The 15,025-nt window shown below is 42.1% G+C and carries 13 protein-coding genes; 4 read left to right on the top strand and 9 right to left on the bottom strand.

What is annotated here, in order from left to right; all coding sequences use genetic code 11:
- Positions 1-133: 133 nt before the first annotated feature.
- From V7K85_RS02310 to V7K85_RS02275, 8 genes are all read right to left on the bottom strand, one after another.
- The gene (locus V7K85_RS02310; RefSeq protein WP_334811048.1) at positions 134-1,204 is read right to left on the bottom strand and encodes a glucokinase; all 1,071 of its coding nucleotides are present in this window, start codon (positions 1,202-1,204) and stop codon (positions 134-136) included.
- A 96-nt stretch (positions 1,205-1,300) separates the two neighbouring features.
- The gene (locus V7K85_RS02305) at positions 1,301-2,299 is read right to left on the bottom strand and encodes an ABC transporter permease subunit (RefSeq protein ID WP_334734736.1); all 999 of its coding nucleotides are present in this window, start codon (positions 2,297-2,299) and stop codon (positions 1,301-1,303) included.
- Positions 2,296-3,849 carry a sugar ABC transporter ATP-binding protein gene (locus V7K85_RS02300; RefSeq protein ID WP_334811047.1) on the bottom strand — a complete coding sequence of 518 codons (1,554 nt, stop codon included), beginning with the start codon at positions 3,847-3,849 and terminating at the stop codon, positions 2,296-2,298. The genes V7K85_RS02305 and V7K85_RS02300 overlap by 4 nt, the downstream gene beginning before the upstream one ends.
- A 465-nt stretch (positions 3,850-4,314) precedes the next feature.
- The gene (locus V7K85_RS02295) at positions 4,315-5,367 is read right to left on the bottom strand and encodes an ABC transporter substrate-binding protein (protein ID WP_334811046.1); all 1,053 of its coding nucleotides are present in this window, start codon (positions 5,365-5,367) and stop codon (positions 4,315-4,317) included.
- Between the two features lie 134 nt (positions 5,368-5,501).
- The gene (locus V7K85_RS02290; protein ID WP_334811045.1) at positions 5,502-6,515 is read right to left on the bottom strand and encodes an ABC transporter substrate-binding protein; all 1,014 of its coding nucleotides are present in this window, start codon (positions 6,513-6,515) and stop codon (positions 5,502-5,504) included.
- 1,088 nt (positions 6,516-7,603) lie between these two features.
- Entirely contained in the window at positions 7,604-8,500 is an 897-nt protein-coding gene (locus tag V7K85_RS02285; protein WP_334811044.1) for an inositol oxygenase family protein, read from the bottom strand.
- Positions 8,501-9,129: 629 nt separating this feature from the next.
- Positions 9,130-9,468 carry a DUF1815 family protein gene (locus V7K85_RS02280; protein WP_334811043.1) on the bottom strand — a complete coding sequence of 113 codons (339 nt, stop codon included), beginning with the start codon at positions 9,466-9,468 and terminating at the stop codon, positions 9,130-9,132.
- Between the two features lie 137 nt (positions 9,469-9,605).
- A complete protein-coding gene (locus tag V7K85_RS02275; protein WP_334811091.1) occupies positions 9,606-10,091 on the bottom strand; it encodes a gluconokinase in 486 nt (161 codons plus the stop codon).
- A gap of 295 nt (positions 10,092-10,386) precedes the next feature.
- Between V7K85_RS02275 and V7K85_RS02270 the strand changes: the two genes are divergently transcribed.
- Complete coding sequence (locus tag V7K85_RS02270; RefSeq protein ID WP_334811042.1) at positions 10,387-11,415, top strand: LacI family DNA-binding transcriptional regulator; 1,029 nt, start codon at positions 10,387-10,389, stop codon at positions 11,413-11,415.
- A gap of 193 nt (positions 11,416-11,608) precedes the next feature.
- Positions 11,609-13,027, top strand: a complete 1,419-nt coding sequence (gene uxaC / locus V7K85_RS02265; RefSeq protein ID WP_334811040.1) for a glucuronate isomerase — start codon at positions 11,609-11,611, stop codon at positions 13,025-13,027.
- Positions 13,028-13,186: 159 nt separating this feature from the next.
- Here the strand turns inward: uxaC and V7K85_RS02260 are convergent, their stop codons facing one another.
- Complete coding sequence (locus V7K85_RS02260; RefSeq protein ID WP_334811039.1) at positions 13,187-13,312, bottom strand: hypothetical protein; 126 nt, start codon at positions 13,310-13,312, stop codon at positions 13,187-13,189.
- A gap of 77 nt (positions 13,313-13,389) precedes the next feature.
- Here V7K85_RS02260 and V7K85_RS02255 point away from each other — a divergent pair, with 77 nt between their 5' ends.
- On the top strand, positions 13,390-13,539 hold the full coding sequence (locus V7K85_RS02255) for a hypothetical protein (protein WP_334811038.1): 150 nt from the start codon (positions 13,390-13,392) through the stop codon (positions 13,537-13,539).
- Positions 13,526-14,830, top strand: a complete 1,305-nt coding sequence (locus V7K85_RS02250) for an MFS transporter (RefSeq protein WP_334811037.1) — start codon at positions 13,526-13,528, stop codon at positions 14,828-14,830. Before V7K85_RS02255 ends, V7K85_RS02250 begins: the two co-directional genes overlap by 14 nt.
- Positions 14,831-15,025 lie beyond the last annotated feature (195 nt).

The following is a 15,025-nucleotide window of genomic DNA, read 5'->3' as shown; positions in this document are numbered from 1 at the left end:
CTCATATATATAATGAGAGTGTTTATTAAACTGGGTTAAAACTGAGCTAGGATTTGCCATCGCCCTTCGCTTTGGTCTCCCAGAGAAAGCGGGTGCTGTGCGCGTTGCACACCTAATCCCTAAAACGTTTTAACTAGAAGTCAGTTGGTCTGCACAAATATAGAGCAGCTCCGATTAGTCCAACTTTTGGATTTAAGATCATATGAACAGGAATCTCTTGAAGTAAATAATTCATTCGCCCTTTCTTCAAGAATGCTTGCATAAAATTTCCTTGCCGCATCAAGGATAAATTCTTAGCAGCAATACCGCCTGCTATATACAATCCACCGTATGGCATAATTTTGAGAGCTAAGTTTCCTGCTTCTGCACCATAAACCTGCACAAACAACTCCATCGTTCTTTGACAGAGGTAATCTTCCTGTTCGACGGCAGCAAAGGATATCTTTGCAGCAAGATCGACAGTTTTATGTTCCTGTCCAATTTCTTGCTCCCAAGTTTCGGAGATTTGTGCAAGGGCAGGAGATTCTTGATAACCTTGGATCTCGCGTAGAAACTGATAAATTGCCGCAATTCCCATTCCAGAAACTACCCGCTCTACAGAAACGTGGTTAATGTTGTATTTCTCCAATAAATATTGCAATAACTCAAACTCCAGTTCCGACTGAGGGGCAAAGTCTGCGTGTCCACCTTCAGTTGCAAACACTCGATATCCGTGCAATTGCGGTATTAAAAACCCTTGTCCTAGACCTGTGCCTGCCCCAATTACAGCAATCGGAGCATTTGCATCATGTCTGCCAGGTTGTAGAGTATGCAAATCTTCCTGAGGAGATAAGCCCAACACCCCATAACCAACAGCAACAAAGTCATTGATTAAACGAACTTCGCTGATCTGCAACTCATTCTCCAAAAGAGTTTTATCCAACATCCAACCTAAGTTAGTTAGTTGGGAAATATTGTTGACTACCGGACCAGCAATTCCGAAACAGGCTCTTTCTAGAGTTATCTGACTCCCAAAGTTTTGATCTGCGGCAACCAAAAATTCACGCACTATAGATACCAGATCAGAATATTCCTGACTAGCGTAGGTACACTCATATAAGGTAGTTTGGTGAGGTAACTCCTGAACTGTGTTTTGTGGTTCTGATTCAACCAACCGTAAAGTTGTATTGGTTCCGCCAATGTCTCCTACTAAGAGGATGGTCATTTTCTTGCTCTCTGCAAAATGCTGATAGTTTATAAGGGTTCAGGTCAAAGATTGAGGAAAAAGTACAGGATATATGCTCAAATGACTGCGTGCTATTTACCGTCTGGAACGTCTGCGAAGTCGATCAATCATTACCGCCAAAATAATTACTAGTCCTTTGACGACTAGTTGCCAGAAGTAAGATAGGTTCAACAGAGTTAAACCATTGTTGAGAATAGCAATGATTAATGCACCTAAAAGGGTGCCGCCAATAGTGCCAATACCACCGGTAAAGCTGGTTCCACCAAGAATAACAGCAGCGATCGCATCTAATTCGTAACCCTGACCTAATAAGCCACTAGCACTATAAAGACGGCTAGCACTCATGATGCCTGCTAAACCTGCCAGTAATCCACTAATACCATAGACAAATAGCAAGACACGATTAACTTTAATTCCAGTTAATCGAGCTGCCCGCTCGTTACCACCGACGGCATATATCTGCACTCCTAAAACAGTTTGTCGCAGCACAAACCAGCTAGCGATTACCGTCAGGAGCGCAATGATCACTAGCCAAGGAAGCGGGCCAACATAACTATTACCCACCCAAGCAAAATCGATGTCCCGGTTAATCAGCGTTGTCCCCTTAGCAATTAAATACGCCACACCCCGCAAGGCAGTCAGTGAACCCAGCGTCACAATAAAAGGTGGCACATCCAAAAAGGTGATCAGAGCGCCGTTGAGTAAGCCTAAAAACAACCCTGCCAGCAAGGCAGCAGGCACAGCCGCCCAACCTAAAGCCGGTAGTAGCGATACCAGTAAGGCAACTACGGCAGAAACAGCTAAGATTGAGCCAACCGAAAGGTCAATGCCTCCGGTGAGAATCACAAAGGTCATTCCTGTCGCCAGCACAATATTGATTGATGCCTGACGCAAGATATTAACGATATTACCGCCTGTGAGGAAGTTGGGAGAAAGGAATGCAAATAAGATGCAGATAATTACTAGGATTGGCAGAATACCCGCAACTTCCAGTAGAGTGCTAATTGATTTCTGGTTGCGGGATACGGGATTGTTGGCTGATTTATTGGCAGGCGGCCTGACTGTCTGACTCATGATGCTAATACCTCCGATGCTCCAGTTGCATAGTGCATAATTTTTTCTTGGGTGATTTCTTTACCAAGACTGCCATCCAGTTCGCCTACCATCTGCCCTTCTCGCATCACCAAGACGCGATCGCTCATGCCGACAATCTCCGGTAGTTCGCTGGAAACCATCAAAACAGCAACACCTTGTGCTGCCAACTCGCTGATAATTCGGTAAATTTCGCTTTTGGCACCGATATCTACGCCCCGTGTCGGCTCATCTAGCATTATTACTCTTGGCTTAATGGCTAGCCAACGGGCTAGTAGTAGCTTCTGCTGATTCCCACCAGAAAGATCCACCGCTCTGATTTCCAGATTGGCCAACCGAATATTAAAGCTTTCAACTGCTTGCTTCGCCAACAGATTGACTGAACCCCAATTAACAATGCCAGCCTTTGCATCCTGCTTGAGGGTGTTGATGGCAATATTCTTACGGGAACTCATTTCCAGAAATAGACCCTGGTCTTTGCGGTCTTCTGGGACGTAGCCAATGCCGGCAGTAATAGCATCACTGGGCGTATTAATATTAAGTTTCATCCCATTCAGGAATACTTCACCACTTGCCTTGCGGTCAGCACCAAAAATCAGCCGGGATACCTCTGTGCGTCCTGCACCAACCAGCCCCGCTAGACCAAGAATCTCTCCAGCACGAATTTGAAAACTAGTCGGTGTGATTTTGCGTCCGTCACTGATATTTTTGACTTCCAGCACCACCGGTCCAGGATTGGTTTGCCGTTGATGTTCGTAAAAGTCTTGCATAGAACGACCGACCATCATCTGCACTAATCGCTGTGCAGAAATTTCATCCCGTGTAAGACTGCCAATGTATTGACCATCCCGCAGCACGCTAATCCGGTCAGCTAGGGCATATATTTCTTCCATGCGGTGGCTGATGTAGATAATAGCAATGCCGTCGTCTCGTAGTCTGCGAATTACCTCAAATAAATGCTGAGTTTCACGGTCAGATAGTGCTGCTGTTGGCTCATCCATCACCAAAACGCGGCTTTTGTCTTTCAAGGCTCGCGCAATTTCTACTTGCTGCTGTTCGGCGATCGACAAGGCGCCAACTATAGTCTGGGCTGTAAAATTGGCTCCAAGGCTTTGCAGCACTTGCTCTGCTTCCAGGTGCATAGCTTGGCGGTCTAAAAACTGACCTCGCCGCAACTCGCTACCCATAAACATATTTTCGGTAACAGTTAAATTAGGTGCAACATTCAGTTCTTGATAAATGAGATTAATACCCGCCTTGCGTGCTGTCGCCGGATCGGTAATTTTCAGGGGTTGACCATTAATCCGAATTTCTCCTTCATCGGCAATGTAAGCCCCAGCCAAGATTTTCATCAATGTGCTTTTGCCTGCTCCGTTTTCACCCATGAGGGCGTGAACCTCTCCTGGATAAATTGTCAGATTGACATTTTGGAGCGCAGATACACCATGAAATCGTTTGGTAATCCCTTGCATTTCTAACACCGGAGTGGTAGTTGGTGCATTAGGAAATGAGGTTTCAATATTTGTTGTCATGGACATCTCCTGTAAAAACAATTTAAAATTCGCAATTGTGAGTTAGGAATTAATCAACTCATATCTGATCACAAAATTATGTTTTAAAAGCTGACTACTAGTTTGAAAATAGGGAGTGGGAAAGAGATATTTTCATACTTGGTTATTAACGTTAGTTGATGGAGACTGTCTGGAAAAGTCTAAGTGCTATAAATGGGCACTCAGATTTTCCGCTGATGCACATATATAGCGGTTTTCGGTTGCAGTACATAGAGTTTTGACCTCTCTCCAAACCTCTTCCCTAAAAGGGGAGAGGCTTTGAGTCTTACTCCCGTTCCCTTGTCGGGAAGGGGCTGGGGGTTAGGTTTTGTATTTAAATTAAGTTAAAACCGCCGTACATTATTCGGATGTGCAAAAACTTTACAAATGCATCAAAGGATTCACATTAGACATAATTTTCAATTGCAAATTCACAATTTTTATTATTTACCAACCTTTTTCTGTGCTGACATTATCTTTTGTGATCAACTTAACGGGAATCAAAATGGTAGGTGACTCAGGTTTTTTACCATTTAAGATGTCGTTGCCAACTTGAACTGCTTTTTGGGCCATCCCTCGCGGATTTTGAGTAGCAGTCGCCGCATATAAACTATCTTTGGCAGCGATCGCAGTGATTGCTTCTGGCGCACCATCAACTCCAACAATAAAGAAATCTTTACGTTGTGCTTGGTTAGCTGCTAGTTCTGCACCAACTCCACTCGGATCATTGATGGCAAAAACAGCATCAATTTTCGGAAAAGTTGTGAGCAAATCACTCATAACTCTGAGTCCTCCATCCCGGCTACCCTCTGCATTCTGGTTTTTGGAGAGTATTTTGATATCGGGATATTTAGACAATACATTCTCGCAGCCACTAACTCGCTGAGTCACTGAGTCCACTGGCGGGCCATTAACTATTACTACATTGCCTTTGCCCTTAAGGCGGTCTGCAATATATTTGCAACCAACTTCTCCAGCTTGGACATTATTAGTAGTAATGGTGGCGTCCACACCTCCTTCAGCACCTGTATCTACCGCAATCACAATTCTACCGGCAAGTTTTGCTTTTTCAACTGCTGGTTTAATGCCACTTTTATCAGCAGCATTCAGAATAATGATATCAGTATTTGCAGCCGTGAAATTTTCCAGTTGATTGGCTTGTTGGTTGAGGTCATAGGCACTGGAAACTACGGTAACTTTGACATCCTTACCGCCAATTCTTTTGGCTTCTGTCTCAGTTGCTTGTCCCATGAGGACGAAGAAGGGGTTACTTAAATCACCAACAGTAAAGGCAACTGATCGTAATTTTCCATTCCCAGTAGCGGTTTTAGTTTCTGCACTAGTATTGGTAGCAGTTTTGGTTTCAGTGTTAGTAGCAGTGTTGCTATCGGTAGAACCATTTGTACAGCCGACAAGACTACCACTGATAAGACCTAGTATGCTAGCTGCGATTACGCGAAGCGTAACACTAGAGGTGAACGCAATCCTTTTCACATTCATATATCTCCTAGAAGTCATTCTTCCTTACACCAAATTTGGAAACGATGTATTGTTTAAAAAACAGGGTAAAGTATTGTAACCCTCCTGTATCAAGCCTTTTTCTGTGTGTTGTAATTACGAATTACAAATTAGTATTACCAGCCTTTGTAGCTGCTGAGGTTGTCTCTAGTAACCAAGTTGACTGGAATCAGAATGTCAGGTGACTCAGGTTTTTTACCCTGGATGATATCGTTGCCAATCTCAACCGCTTTTTGCGCCATCCCTGCGGGATTTTGAGCCGCAGTTGCAGCAAATACACCATCTTTATCTTCCATTGCTTTGGTTGCATCTGGTGATCCGTCAACCCCAACAATAAAAAATTCTTTACGTCTTGCTTGTCTAGCTGCTAAATCTGCGCCCACACCGCTTTGATCGTTAGTGGCAAAAACGGCGTCAATTTTCGGAAAGGTTGTGAGCAAATCGCTCATGACTCTCAGTCCTCCATCCCTAGTCCCTTCAGCGTTTTGGTCTTTAGAGATGAGTTTGATATCTGGATATTTGGACAATGACTTCTCGCAGCCACTGACTCGCTGATTTATTGAGTCCATCGGAGTCCCGTTGAGGATAACTACACTACCTTGACCTTTGATGCGATCGGCAATATATTGGCAAGCAATTTCACCAGCTTGGGTATTGTTAGAGCTAATGATCGCATCCACATTTGCATCAACGGCTGAATCTACTGCAATCACAACCCTACCTGCAAGCCTTGCTTGGTCAATTACCGGTTTAACTCCTTTTTTGTCAACAGCGCTAAGGATAATTAAGTCAGTATTCGCAGCAGTGAAATTTTCAATTTGGTTAGTTTGTTGGTTCAAATCAAAGGCACTGGAAACCGCATTGACTCTGATATTACCGCTGATTTTCTTAGCTTCAGTCTCAGCTCCCTTCTGCACTGCATTATAGAAGGGATTGCCCAAGTCACCCAAAGCAACGCCGATTGTTTGCAATTTTCTATTTGCAGCACTAGCCTGACTCTCTGCACTTATATTGGTAGCAATGTTAGTACCAGTATTAGTAGCAGTGTTATCATTTTGAGCGCCATTTGTGCAACCAACAACAGCGAAACCTAATATGCCAACTATGAGCAAAATTCTCTTGATATTCATCTATTTATAACAACGGATTTAAATTTGAAAAATGTCAGTAGAATAGAAATTCGCCAATGTATCACAATATGAGCTAGGTCTGAACAATTCAGACATAGCTTAGCAATACTGCTGGCTTTGAGAATTTAAACTCCTTTCAAAGGTCTTAAAATGTGACCTGATTCGAGTTAGCGCTATTAATTGCCCTCAATTAGATGTTTTGTTTGTTAAACCAAAACTATGAGCACTACACTACGTCAAAAAATTACATTTTTTTGTGAAACTACATTTGTTAGTGCGGTAGCTAAAAACAGCTTTTAACTAAAATTAGTGGAACCTGATGTTATCAAAGTTGCAGATTTGTCTTTTCTTTGAGATTATTTTAGTTTAACCTGCATTGTTCCGAATATGATCCACGTTTATCGAACTTTACAAAGTAAATAAAACTATTTCATCTCTATATATTCTCAAGTTTTCCTACTGGAGTATTTGCGAAAATTAAGTAATTTTTAAATTCGGGATAGTTTAGAAAACTTAATATTTTTTACTCAAGTAGAATTGAGAAAAGTTAATACCTTAGGAGGTAAATCTTTGCTTCTAAATCTATCTGTTAGGGGTAGAAAGTTATAGACTATCACCATAGAAAAAAATCCTGTTGCTTTATTTTCAGAGTTAACTCAAATATGCATCTAAAGTGCGCTTATTTGTTATACTAAGTTGCCAGAGTTAGTCTTGTTATATCTCGACCAGAATAATTCTTTGGATAGAGGGAGAAGGAACCCTAAAAAAGTTATTCTCACCCCATTACCGCCGTTGTCAAGATGTGAAAGAACGGACGCGATAAATAGTTCGCGCCTGTTCAATCAGTCTGGGAATTAAAGAAAAGTCGAGCCAGTGGCTATAAACCTCAAGACATCTACACAGATGTTTTATACTTTTATAAGTGGCAATGTACTATTATTTATTGGAAAACATTCCACTCGTTTTAGGCTTGCGGAAGAATTGTTATTTATGATTAAGGAAAAATCATTGCAATCTCCACAAGCCCAATCAGTTATAATGTCTGTAGGGTATTTTTTAAATTCTTTGCCTTTGCTATTAGCGCAGATTTAGAATTTTAAGGTTGTGGATAAATATTTAGCCACTAAATCTTCATAGTAAGGCTTTAGTTTTTGCCAATCCGGAGGATTAGGGTTCTTTGAATACAAATCGTAGGCATTGAATAACTTCACCCATTTAAACATTTCTTTATCGTGTCTATCCATCAAATGCTCGTAAGCATTTTCGCGATGTTGAGGATAAAATGAGTGGTAGCGAAGGATGTACAATGCAGATTCAGGCAAATAGTTTTTCATCATGTAATATACATACTCATCATGTCCCCATGACATATGTACATTACTCAAGCCACAATTTGGCTCGTAAACACCATATATGGTGTTATATATAGGGTTATTGGAATCAGGGTTTTCTTTGAAAAATTCCGAGAAAACAATTTTATCAGAAAATGCACAACCCACAGGATAGGTATCGCCTACTGTGGCCCATTGGGGTTCACCAAATAAGCAAAGTACCTTCCCCATATCGTGAAACAAGCCAGTAAGTACCATCCAGTCTGGCTGACCATCAGCGCGAATGGCTTCTGATGTTTGCAATAGGTGCTGTAACTGATCTAAGTCTGTATCAGGATCTGAATCATCAACCAATTGATTCAAAAATTCCAATGCATCCCAGACAGACATTGCTTTCTTATCCAACTTCCGAAAGTGTTCTTTTTTCTCTAATACAAAATCATACGTCTGATTGATATGATTTAACCGATAGAACTCTTTCACCGTGTCTCTAGTAGGCGCTTCGTAATTTCTGTACTCTTCGGTGGTTTTACCTTCTTTAACTATGCTGTCCGGATCAGGATAGCGATTAAGTAAGTCTTCTTCCCATTCTTCTAACGAATGTAAGGGGTTGTTTTGAGCTTGGTCGATGATATTATTTAGAGTTTGAGACATATCTTTTTACTTATCGATATTGATTTGTTAAATGGTACTTTCGCACTCCATCTTATGCACAGGTGTGCAAAACCTGTGTTGGACTTATGATTTATTTTTGCACACGTGTGCAAAAAGTGATGTTAAGTTTCTTTTCGTCTTTGGATACCTGTAGATGATTTACTCCCTCAAGTATTTTGTCCGCTCAGAATCAATAGACATCTGGGAAAATTAATTATGCGTTCACTCAAACCCTTGTAGAGACGCGAAATTTCGCGTCTCTACATTCTTTTCTGGAGATGTCTAATTAGGAATTAGGCAAAACATTGACAAAGTAGATAAAATGTGGATTAGAGTTAAGACGAAGCACTTATGCGATCGCTAATTCTCAGAGATTTTGATGCCTCTAATTGACTTTTGACTTCCCCGTACTCCTACGGAGAAGCAAGCTACACGTAGCGTCTCGCAGAAAAAGGGCTGACCCATGCTTCTAAAGCTTGATTGCTAGCTGACCATTGCGGCAGATATGTCTTCTTTGTTAATTCGTTAAATGGTACTTTGAATGTTTTATGCACACGTGTGCATAAAACATTCAAATGAACTTTAATTCTATACACGTGTGCCAAATCTATGTTAACTTTTTATCGAACTCAGCCAAGGGAGTGACAATTTGTCAATTCTATGGTATTAGAATACTTGACAATATTAGCCAACTCTTGTAGCTGGTTTATTGCTTCTGCACCCTCCAACTTCATTAATTCGCGATCGTCCCACAATTCCATCCAAGTAATCCCGTAATCAGATACTAAAAACCGAATTAGGTGCTTTTCTCCCAAGCTAACCATAAATGAAGCACTGTTCATTTGGTCGCCGCATGTATAACAAGAGGCAGTATAACCACGCCGCTCGAGTATAATTGTCAAGGCTTGCAGGTTCATTACCAAGTCTTGGATGAATTCCTGATGTTGTTGCGCTAATCTTAGAAACACTAGTTTTCTCCCACTACTCCAGTTATGTGGTTGCTTTGATATTTCTTTAGACTGACATCTGATGTAATTTAGTTGCCAAAAGTTCGTGTTTTTTTAGAGACGTGATTAATCTTAATCTTGCGGTTGTCACCAATAAGCTAAATACCCAAAGCCGTTCTAATGTTTTGGACAATTACCTGGGGTGGCTGTGCAACATCTATAGATATGGTATCTAATGGCTCTTCAAGAGTATAAAACTGGCTGTTGAGCAGTTTTTCGCTCATGTAATGATTGTGACGCTCTTGCAACCGCTTTTGAATCAACTCATAAGACCCTTTGAGGTAAACTAGCTTGATGCGTTCGCTATTCAATACCAGAAATTGCCGATAGCTGTCTTTTAGAGCCGAACACGCTAGCACCACATTTTTATTTTCTTGCAGCCAATGTTTTATGGCTGTTTGCAAATTTTGCAACCAAGGCGTCCTGTCAGCTTCACTCAGAGCGATACCGCGTCGCATTTTCTCAACACTCTCTGGCGAGTGGAAAGCATCAGCGTCGCTAAACTCCCATTCTAACGAGTCTGCTAGCAGTTTTCCGATGGTGGTCTTGCCAGAACCGGATACACCCATTACCAGAATAATCATCGACTGCTTAATCATATTTTTCTTAAGAAAAGTTAAGTTATTCAAATGGAGATAGAAATCAGGACTCCTGACTCTTTTCCATGCAAAATGTGAGTTGTAAGCTGTTCCACATCTAGTTTGCATATCTAAATTTCATGAAAGTATTGTGGGGTGGGCATCTTGCCCGCCATAATTATGCAATTTAAGTGTGGAACAGCTTATTAAAATCTCTTGACAAATAACGATTATTTTCTATAGTATTTATAATATTATATATTTAATGCACACGTGTGCAATTAAAAAGCTCAGATAAAAAATGAATAAACGAAGAATCTCAATTGAAGATATTGCTCAAAGGGCAGGCGTTTCTCACTCCACAGTTTCACGCGCTTTGCAAGATAACGCTCTAATTAGCCCGAAAGTGCGAGAAGAAATTAAGCGGCTGGCGCAGGAGATGAGCTATGTGCCGAATGCTATTGCTCAAAGCTTGCAAAATAAACGCACTAATACCATTGGTGTAGTAGTAACTTCAATCGCAGATCCCTTTTTTGCTGAAGTAGTAGAGGGAATTGAGGAGATAGCCAGACCGGCAGGCTTGAGTGTTTTGTTGAGTGCTTCACACCGAAATTTTGAGCAGGAAATAGCAGCTATTGATACTTTTCATCGCCGCCGAGTGGACGGGATCTTAGTAGCCGACTCACGAATTAGTAAACAGCATACCAAACAACTAACGCAATTTGCTGTGCCAACAGTTCTGATTAACAGCCAGACCGAAGATGAATGCGAAATATTTCACTCAGTGGCAATAGACGATCGCTTAGGTGCTAGATTAGCCACAGAGCATCTAATAAGTCTGGGACACACCGCTATTGGTTATCTGGGTGTAGGCGATCGCAGCAGGTCGAACCAGCAGCGCTTAGAAGGATATCAAATGGCTCTTGCTGAAGCTGGTCTACCACAAAATACTGATTGGGTTGCAATTAGTGATGAAGATGATACCAGAACAAGCGATGTTACTACTGGACAACAGATGCTATCTAAACTATTGATGGCTGAGGTGACAGGCATCTTTTGTTACAACGATATGGTGGCAATTGGCGCTCTGCTGGTCTGCCAAGAACTAGGTATTTTAGTGCCGCGAAATTTAAGTCTGGTTGGATTTGATGGTATTGCCTTGGGGCGTTACGTTACGCCTGCACTCACGACAGTCAGCCAGCCAATGTTAGAAATTGGTGGTTATGCCATGCAAATGTTACTCGATTTATTAGAGGAAAAAACTGTAGAAAACCGAGTTTTATCTCCTTTTTTAGTACAGCGTGGTAGTAGTGCAGCATTAAGAAAATAATCTCAAAGCCTGTCTATCTTGAAAATTGTAGTTTTTTTGTAATCAGAGTCAAGCTCATCTTCAAGCCACAACCAAAAATATCCTCTGATTAAAAACTCCAGGTTTCAAAATGGACGGGGTTTATCTGCGTCTGAGCGTGAGGCAAATTCTTATTTTCATGCAGCAGTACTAAAAATTTTAACCAAACAAAAATATGTTAACCAAAAAATCGAGTTTATCTCCCGATCGCTGCTTTTCTCCAGAACCAGTGCAAAGACGACTAGCCCATGAATTTTTTGATAGCATATCTGCGCTACCTCTGGTCTGCCCACACGGCCACGTAGATCCAGCCTTGTTAGCTAATCCCGCAGCCCGTTTTGGTACACCGACCGAATTATTTATTATCCCTGACCACTACCTTTTGCGGATGCTCTACAGTCGAGGCGTACCTCTACAAGCTTTGGGCATACCTACTAGTGATGCACCAGCAGAAACCGACCACCGCAAAATCTGGCAATTGTTCGCCGAACATTTTTATCTATTCCAGGGTACTCCGTCCGGGTTATGGCTGAAAGAGGAACTAACTAACGTCTTTGGCGTAGATGAACCTTTAAATTCTCGCAATGCCGGACATATCTATGATTACCTGGAAGGTCTGTTAGCCTTGCCTGAGTTTTCCCCTCGTGCTTTATTCAAACGCTTTCACATCGAAGTGCTTTGTACAACCGATGCAGCCAGTGATACCCTAGAGAATCAGCGATCGCTCCACCAACAAGGTTTTACTCAAATCAGACCAACTTTTCGACCAGATGCAGTAGTTAACCTGGATGCTTTTGGTTGGCGGGAAAATCTTACCAAATTGGAAAGCACTCTCGGTAGAGAAATTAACACTTACGCTACTTTTGTGCAAGCTGTAGAAGAACGTCGGGCTTTCTTTAAAAAAATGGGCGCGACAGCTACCGATCAAGGTGCAGCTACACCTTATACCACACGCCTTTCTGACCAGGAAGCAGAAGCTATCTTTGCTAGAGCATTAGCCGACAAGCTGAATCCAGGTGATGTAGAACAGTTTACCGGTCATATGTTCATGGAAATGGCGCGGATGAGTGTAGAAGATGGCTTGGTGATGCAAATGCATTGTGGTGTTATGCGTAACCATAACGCCGCTTTATTTGAGAGATTTGGAGCTGATAAAGGTGCTGATATTCCGCTAAAAATAGAATGGACTCAAAATCTGCGCCCGTTGTTATCAGCCTACGGTAATGATCAGCGCTTCCGCTTAATTATTTTTGGCATGGATGAAAGCACCCTCAGCCGAGAGATGGCTCCGCTAGCCGGTCATTATCCCACTATATTGCTCGGGCCGCCTTGGTGGTTTCACGACAGCGTAAATGGCATGGAGCGCTACTTCAATCAGGTAATGGAAACTGCCGGAATTTATAATACTGCTGGGTTTAATGATGATACCCGCGCTTTCGTTTCTATTCCGGCTCGTCACAATGTCTGGCGGCGGGTAGCTTGTAACTGGTTAGCCGGATTAGTAACACGGGGATTGGTTGAGGAAGAGGAAGGGTATGATATGGCTCACGCTTTAGCTTACGACCTGGCTAAGGTTGCTTACAAATTGGACTAATACCAATTCTCCAAAATCAAGCTATTAGGACTAGTACCGCAAGGCGGAAGTCAAAAGTCACTCATTCAAAAGTATTATGGAATGGGCTTTTTAGGGATTTTAAATAGTTGCTCGTCTTGCAAAGTTCTGATCGGCGGGAACCGCCGCTCAGACTTTGCGCTATTTACGCCGTGGTGTACTAGTACCGTGAGCATCTCGGCTTCGCCCTTCGACGTCGCTCAGGCTAAACTCGATGGAACCGTAGCCGTTGGCGCAGCCCAAGGTAGAGAAGTAAAAGTCACTCATTCAAAAGAATTATATTTCTTGCTCTTGCGCCATTTTGAATGGTTGGTTTAGTTATGCGCCATTCGTGACAGGTTAAGATGAAATCAGTTTTGTCAATAGTAATAACACTGCTAATTAAGCCAATATCTCTCAACCCCAAGAATCGCTGGGTCTACGTGCGATCGCTTGGCTTTGAAACAATAGCAACTGCTTGGATAAAATGGGACAACTTAGATGACATCAGATGAAGCCCTCAAACGAAAGGTATTAAACAAGGTAACTCGGCGGCTGATTCCCTTGTTGTTAGTACTTTATATAATTGCTTATTTGGATCGGATTAATGTCGGGTTTGCAGCCTTGCAAATGAATCATGATTTGGGCTTTAGTTCCACAATTTACGGTTTCGGATCGGGTGTCTTTTTCCTGGGCTACTTTTTGTTTGAAATTCCCAGTAACCTCATCTTAGAAAGAATTGGTGCTAGGGTTTGGATTGCCCGTATTGCCATAACTTGGGGAGTAATTGCCACAGGAATGATGTTTGTCAAAAGCCCTTTTAGCTTTTACTTATTGCGTTTTTTCTTAGGAATTGCAGAAGCTGGATTTTTTCCTGGAATTATTCTTTACCTCACATATTGGTTCCCAACAATTCAACGCGCGAAAACCGTAGCTTTATTTATGACAGCAACTGCGATAGCTGGGGTTGTGGGAGGGCCCCTTTCTGGTCTGCTGCTGACTCTGCATGGAATTGCGGGATTAGCGGGTTGGCAGTGGTTATTTCTAGTAGAGGGTTTACCCGCGATCGTTATGGGTTTTGTGGTGCTGAATTATCTGTGCGAACGTCCAGAGCAAGCTGAATGGTTGAAAGTAGAGGAGCGTTTCTGGCTTCAAGAGAGATTGCAGCTAGAATCCGAACACAAACAACGCCACAACAGCTACACTTTACTCCAAGCTCTTGTCAATCCTAAAGTTTGGTTACTGAGCCTGATTTATTTCACTCTAGTAATCGGTCTTTATGGTATAAGTTTCTGGCTACCACAAATTATTAAAGGTTTTTCTGGATTAAGTGATTTATCGGTGGGATTTTTGTCAGTTATTCCCTATCTAGTAGGTGCGATTGGAATGGTCTTTGTTGGTAGCCACTCAGACCAAACTAGAGAACGCCGCGCTCATGTTGCGATTCCAGCTTTTATTGGGGCATTTGGTCTAGTTTTGAGTGCTTACTCTCATCAGCCTGTGACTGCTCTAGCATCCCTTTCGTTGGCAGCACTGGGAATTTGGGGGGCTTTAGGACCATTTTGGGCTTTACCCACTGGCTTTTTAAGCGGTACAGCAGCAGCAGGCTCCTTAGCGTTGATTAACTCTGTGGGCAACTTGGGAGGATTTGTTGCTCCCTACGTTATTGGCTTAATTAAGGATGCAACTAATAGTTTTACCGGAGGGCTGCTTGTAATGGCAGCAGGACTGTTAGTTGGTGGGATTCTCACTCTGGTAGTGCATCATGACTCTTTTCTAGAGCAACTGGATACTATCCGAAGCTGACTCTATGTAGTTGCTACAAAAGTTATATAGCACGCTTGTCAGACGAGGGCAACTGGCTAGAATTACAACTAAAATGCATCTTACGTAAGGGTTTATAACTAAAATCTCAAGACCGATTAGAACAGGGATGAGTTAAATATTTTCCAATGCTCCCTCTATTTTAATTACGTTAGCGAGTCTGCTTACTCCTGTGGA

Source organism: Nostoc sp. (genome assembly GCF_036917615.1).
Taxonomy (GTDB): domain Bacteria; phylum Cyanobacteriota; class Cyanobacteriia; order Cyanobacteriales; family Nostocaceae; genus Nostoc.
The sequence above is the reverse complement of the archived record's forward strand: the minus strand, read 5'-3'. Positions and strand labels throughout refer to the sequence as shown.

Excerpts from the sequence above, each read along its gene's own strand:
- V7K85_RS02310 (WP_334811048.1), bottom strand. The coding sequence starts at position 1,204 with ATGACCATCCTCTTAGTAGGAGACATTGGCGGAACCAATACAACTTTA.
- V7K85_RS02305 (WP_334734736.1), bottom strand. The coding sequence starts at position 2,299 with ATGAGTCAGACAGTCAGGCCGCCTGCCAATAAATCAGCCAACAATCCC.
- V7K85_RS02300 (WP_334811047.1), bottom strand. The coding sequence starts at position 3,849 with ATGACAACAAATATTGAAACCTCATTTCCTAATGCACCAACTACCACT.
- V7K85_RS02295 (WP_334811046.1), bottom strand. The coding sequence starts at position 5,367 with ATGAATGTGAAAAGGATTGCGTTCACCTCTAGTGTTACGCTTCGCGTA.
- V7K85_RS02290 (WP_334811045.1), bottom strand. The coding sequence starts at position 6,515 with ATGAATATCAAGAGAATTTTGCTCATAGTTGGCATATTAGGTTTCGCT.
- V7K85_RS02285 (WP_334811044.1), bottom strand. The coding sequence starts at position 8,500 with ATGTCTCAAACTCTAAATAATATCATCGACCAAGCTCAAAACAACCCC.
- V7K85_RS02275 (WP_334811091.1), bottom strand. The coding sequence starts at position 10,091 with ATGATTATTCTGGTAATGGGTGTATCCGGTTCTGGCAAGACCACCATC.
- V7K85_RS02270 (WP_334811042.1), top strand. The coding sequence starts at position 10,387 with ATGAATAAACGAAGAATCTCAATTGAAGATATTGCTCAAAGGGCAGGC.
- uxaC (WP_334811040.1), top strand. The coding sequence starts at position 11,609 with ATGTTAACCAAAAAATCGAGTTTATCTCCCGATCGCTGCTTTTCTCCA.
- V7K85_RS02260 (WP_334811039.1), bottom strand. The coding sequence starts at position 13,312 with ATGAGTGACTTTTACTTCTCTACCTTGGGCTGCGCCAACGGCTACGGT.
- V7K85_RS02255 (WP_334811038.1), top strand. The coding sequence starts at position 13,390 with ATGAAATCAGTTTTGTCAATAGTAATAACACTGCTAATTAAGCCAATA.
- V7K85_RS02250 (WP_334811037.1), top strand. The coding sequence starts at position 13,526 with ATGACATCAGATGAAGCCCTCAAACGAAAGGTATTAAACAAGGTAACT.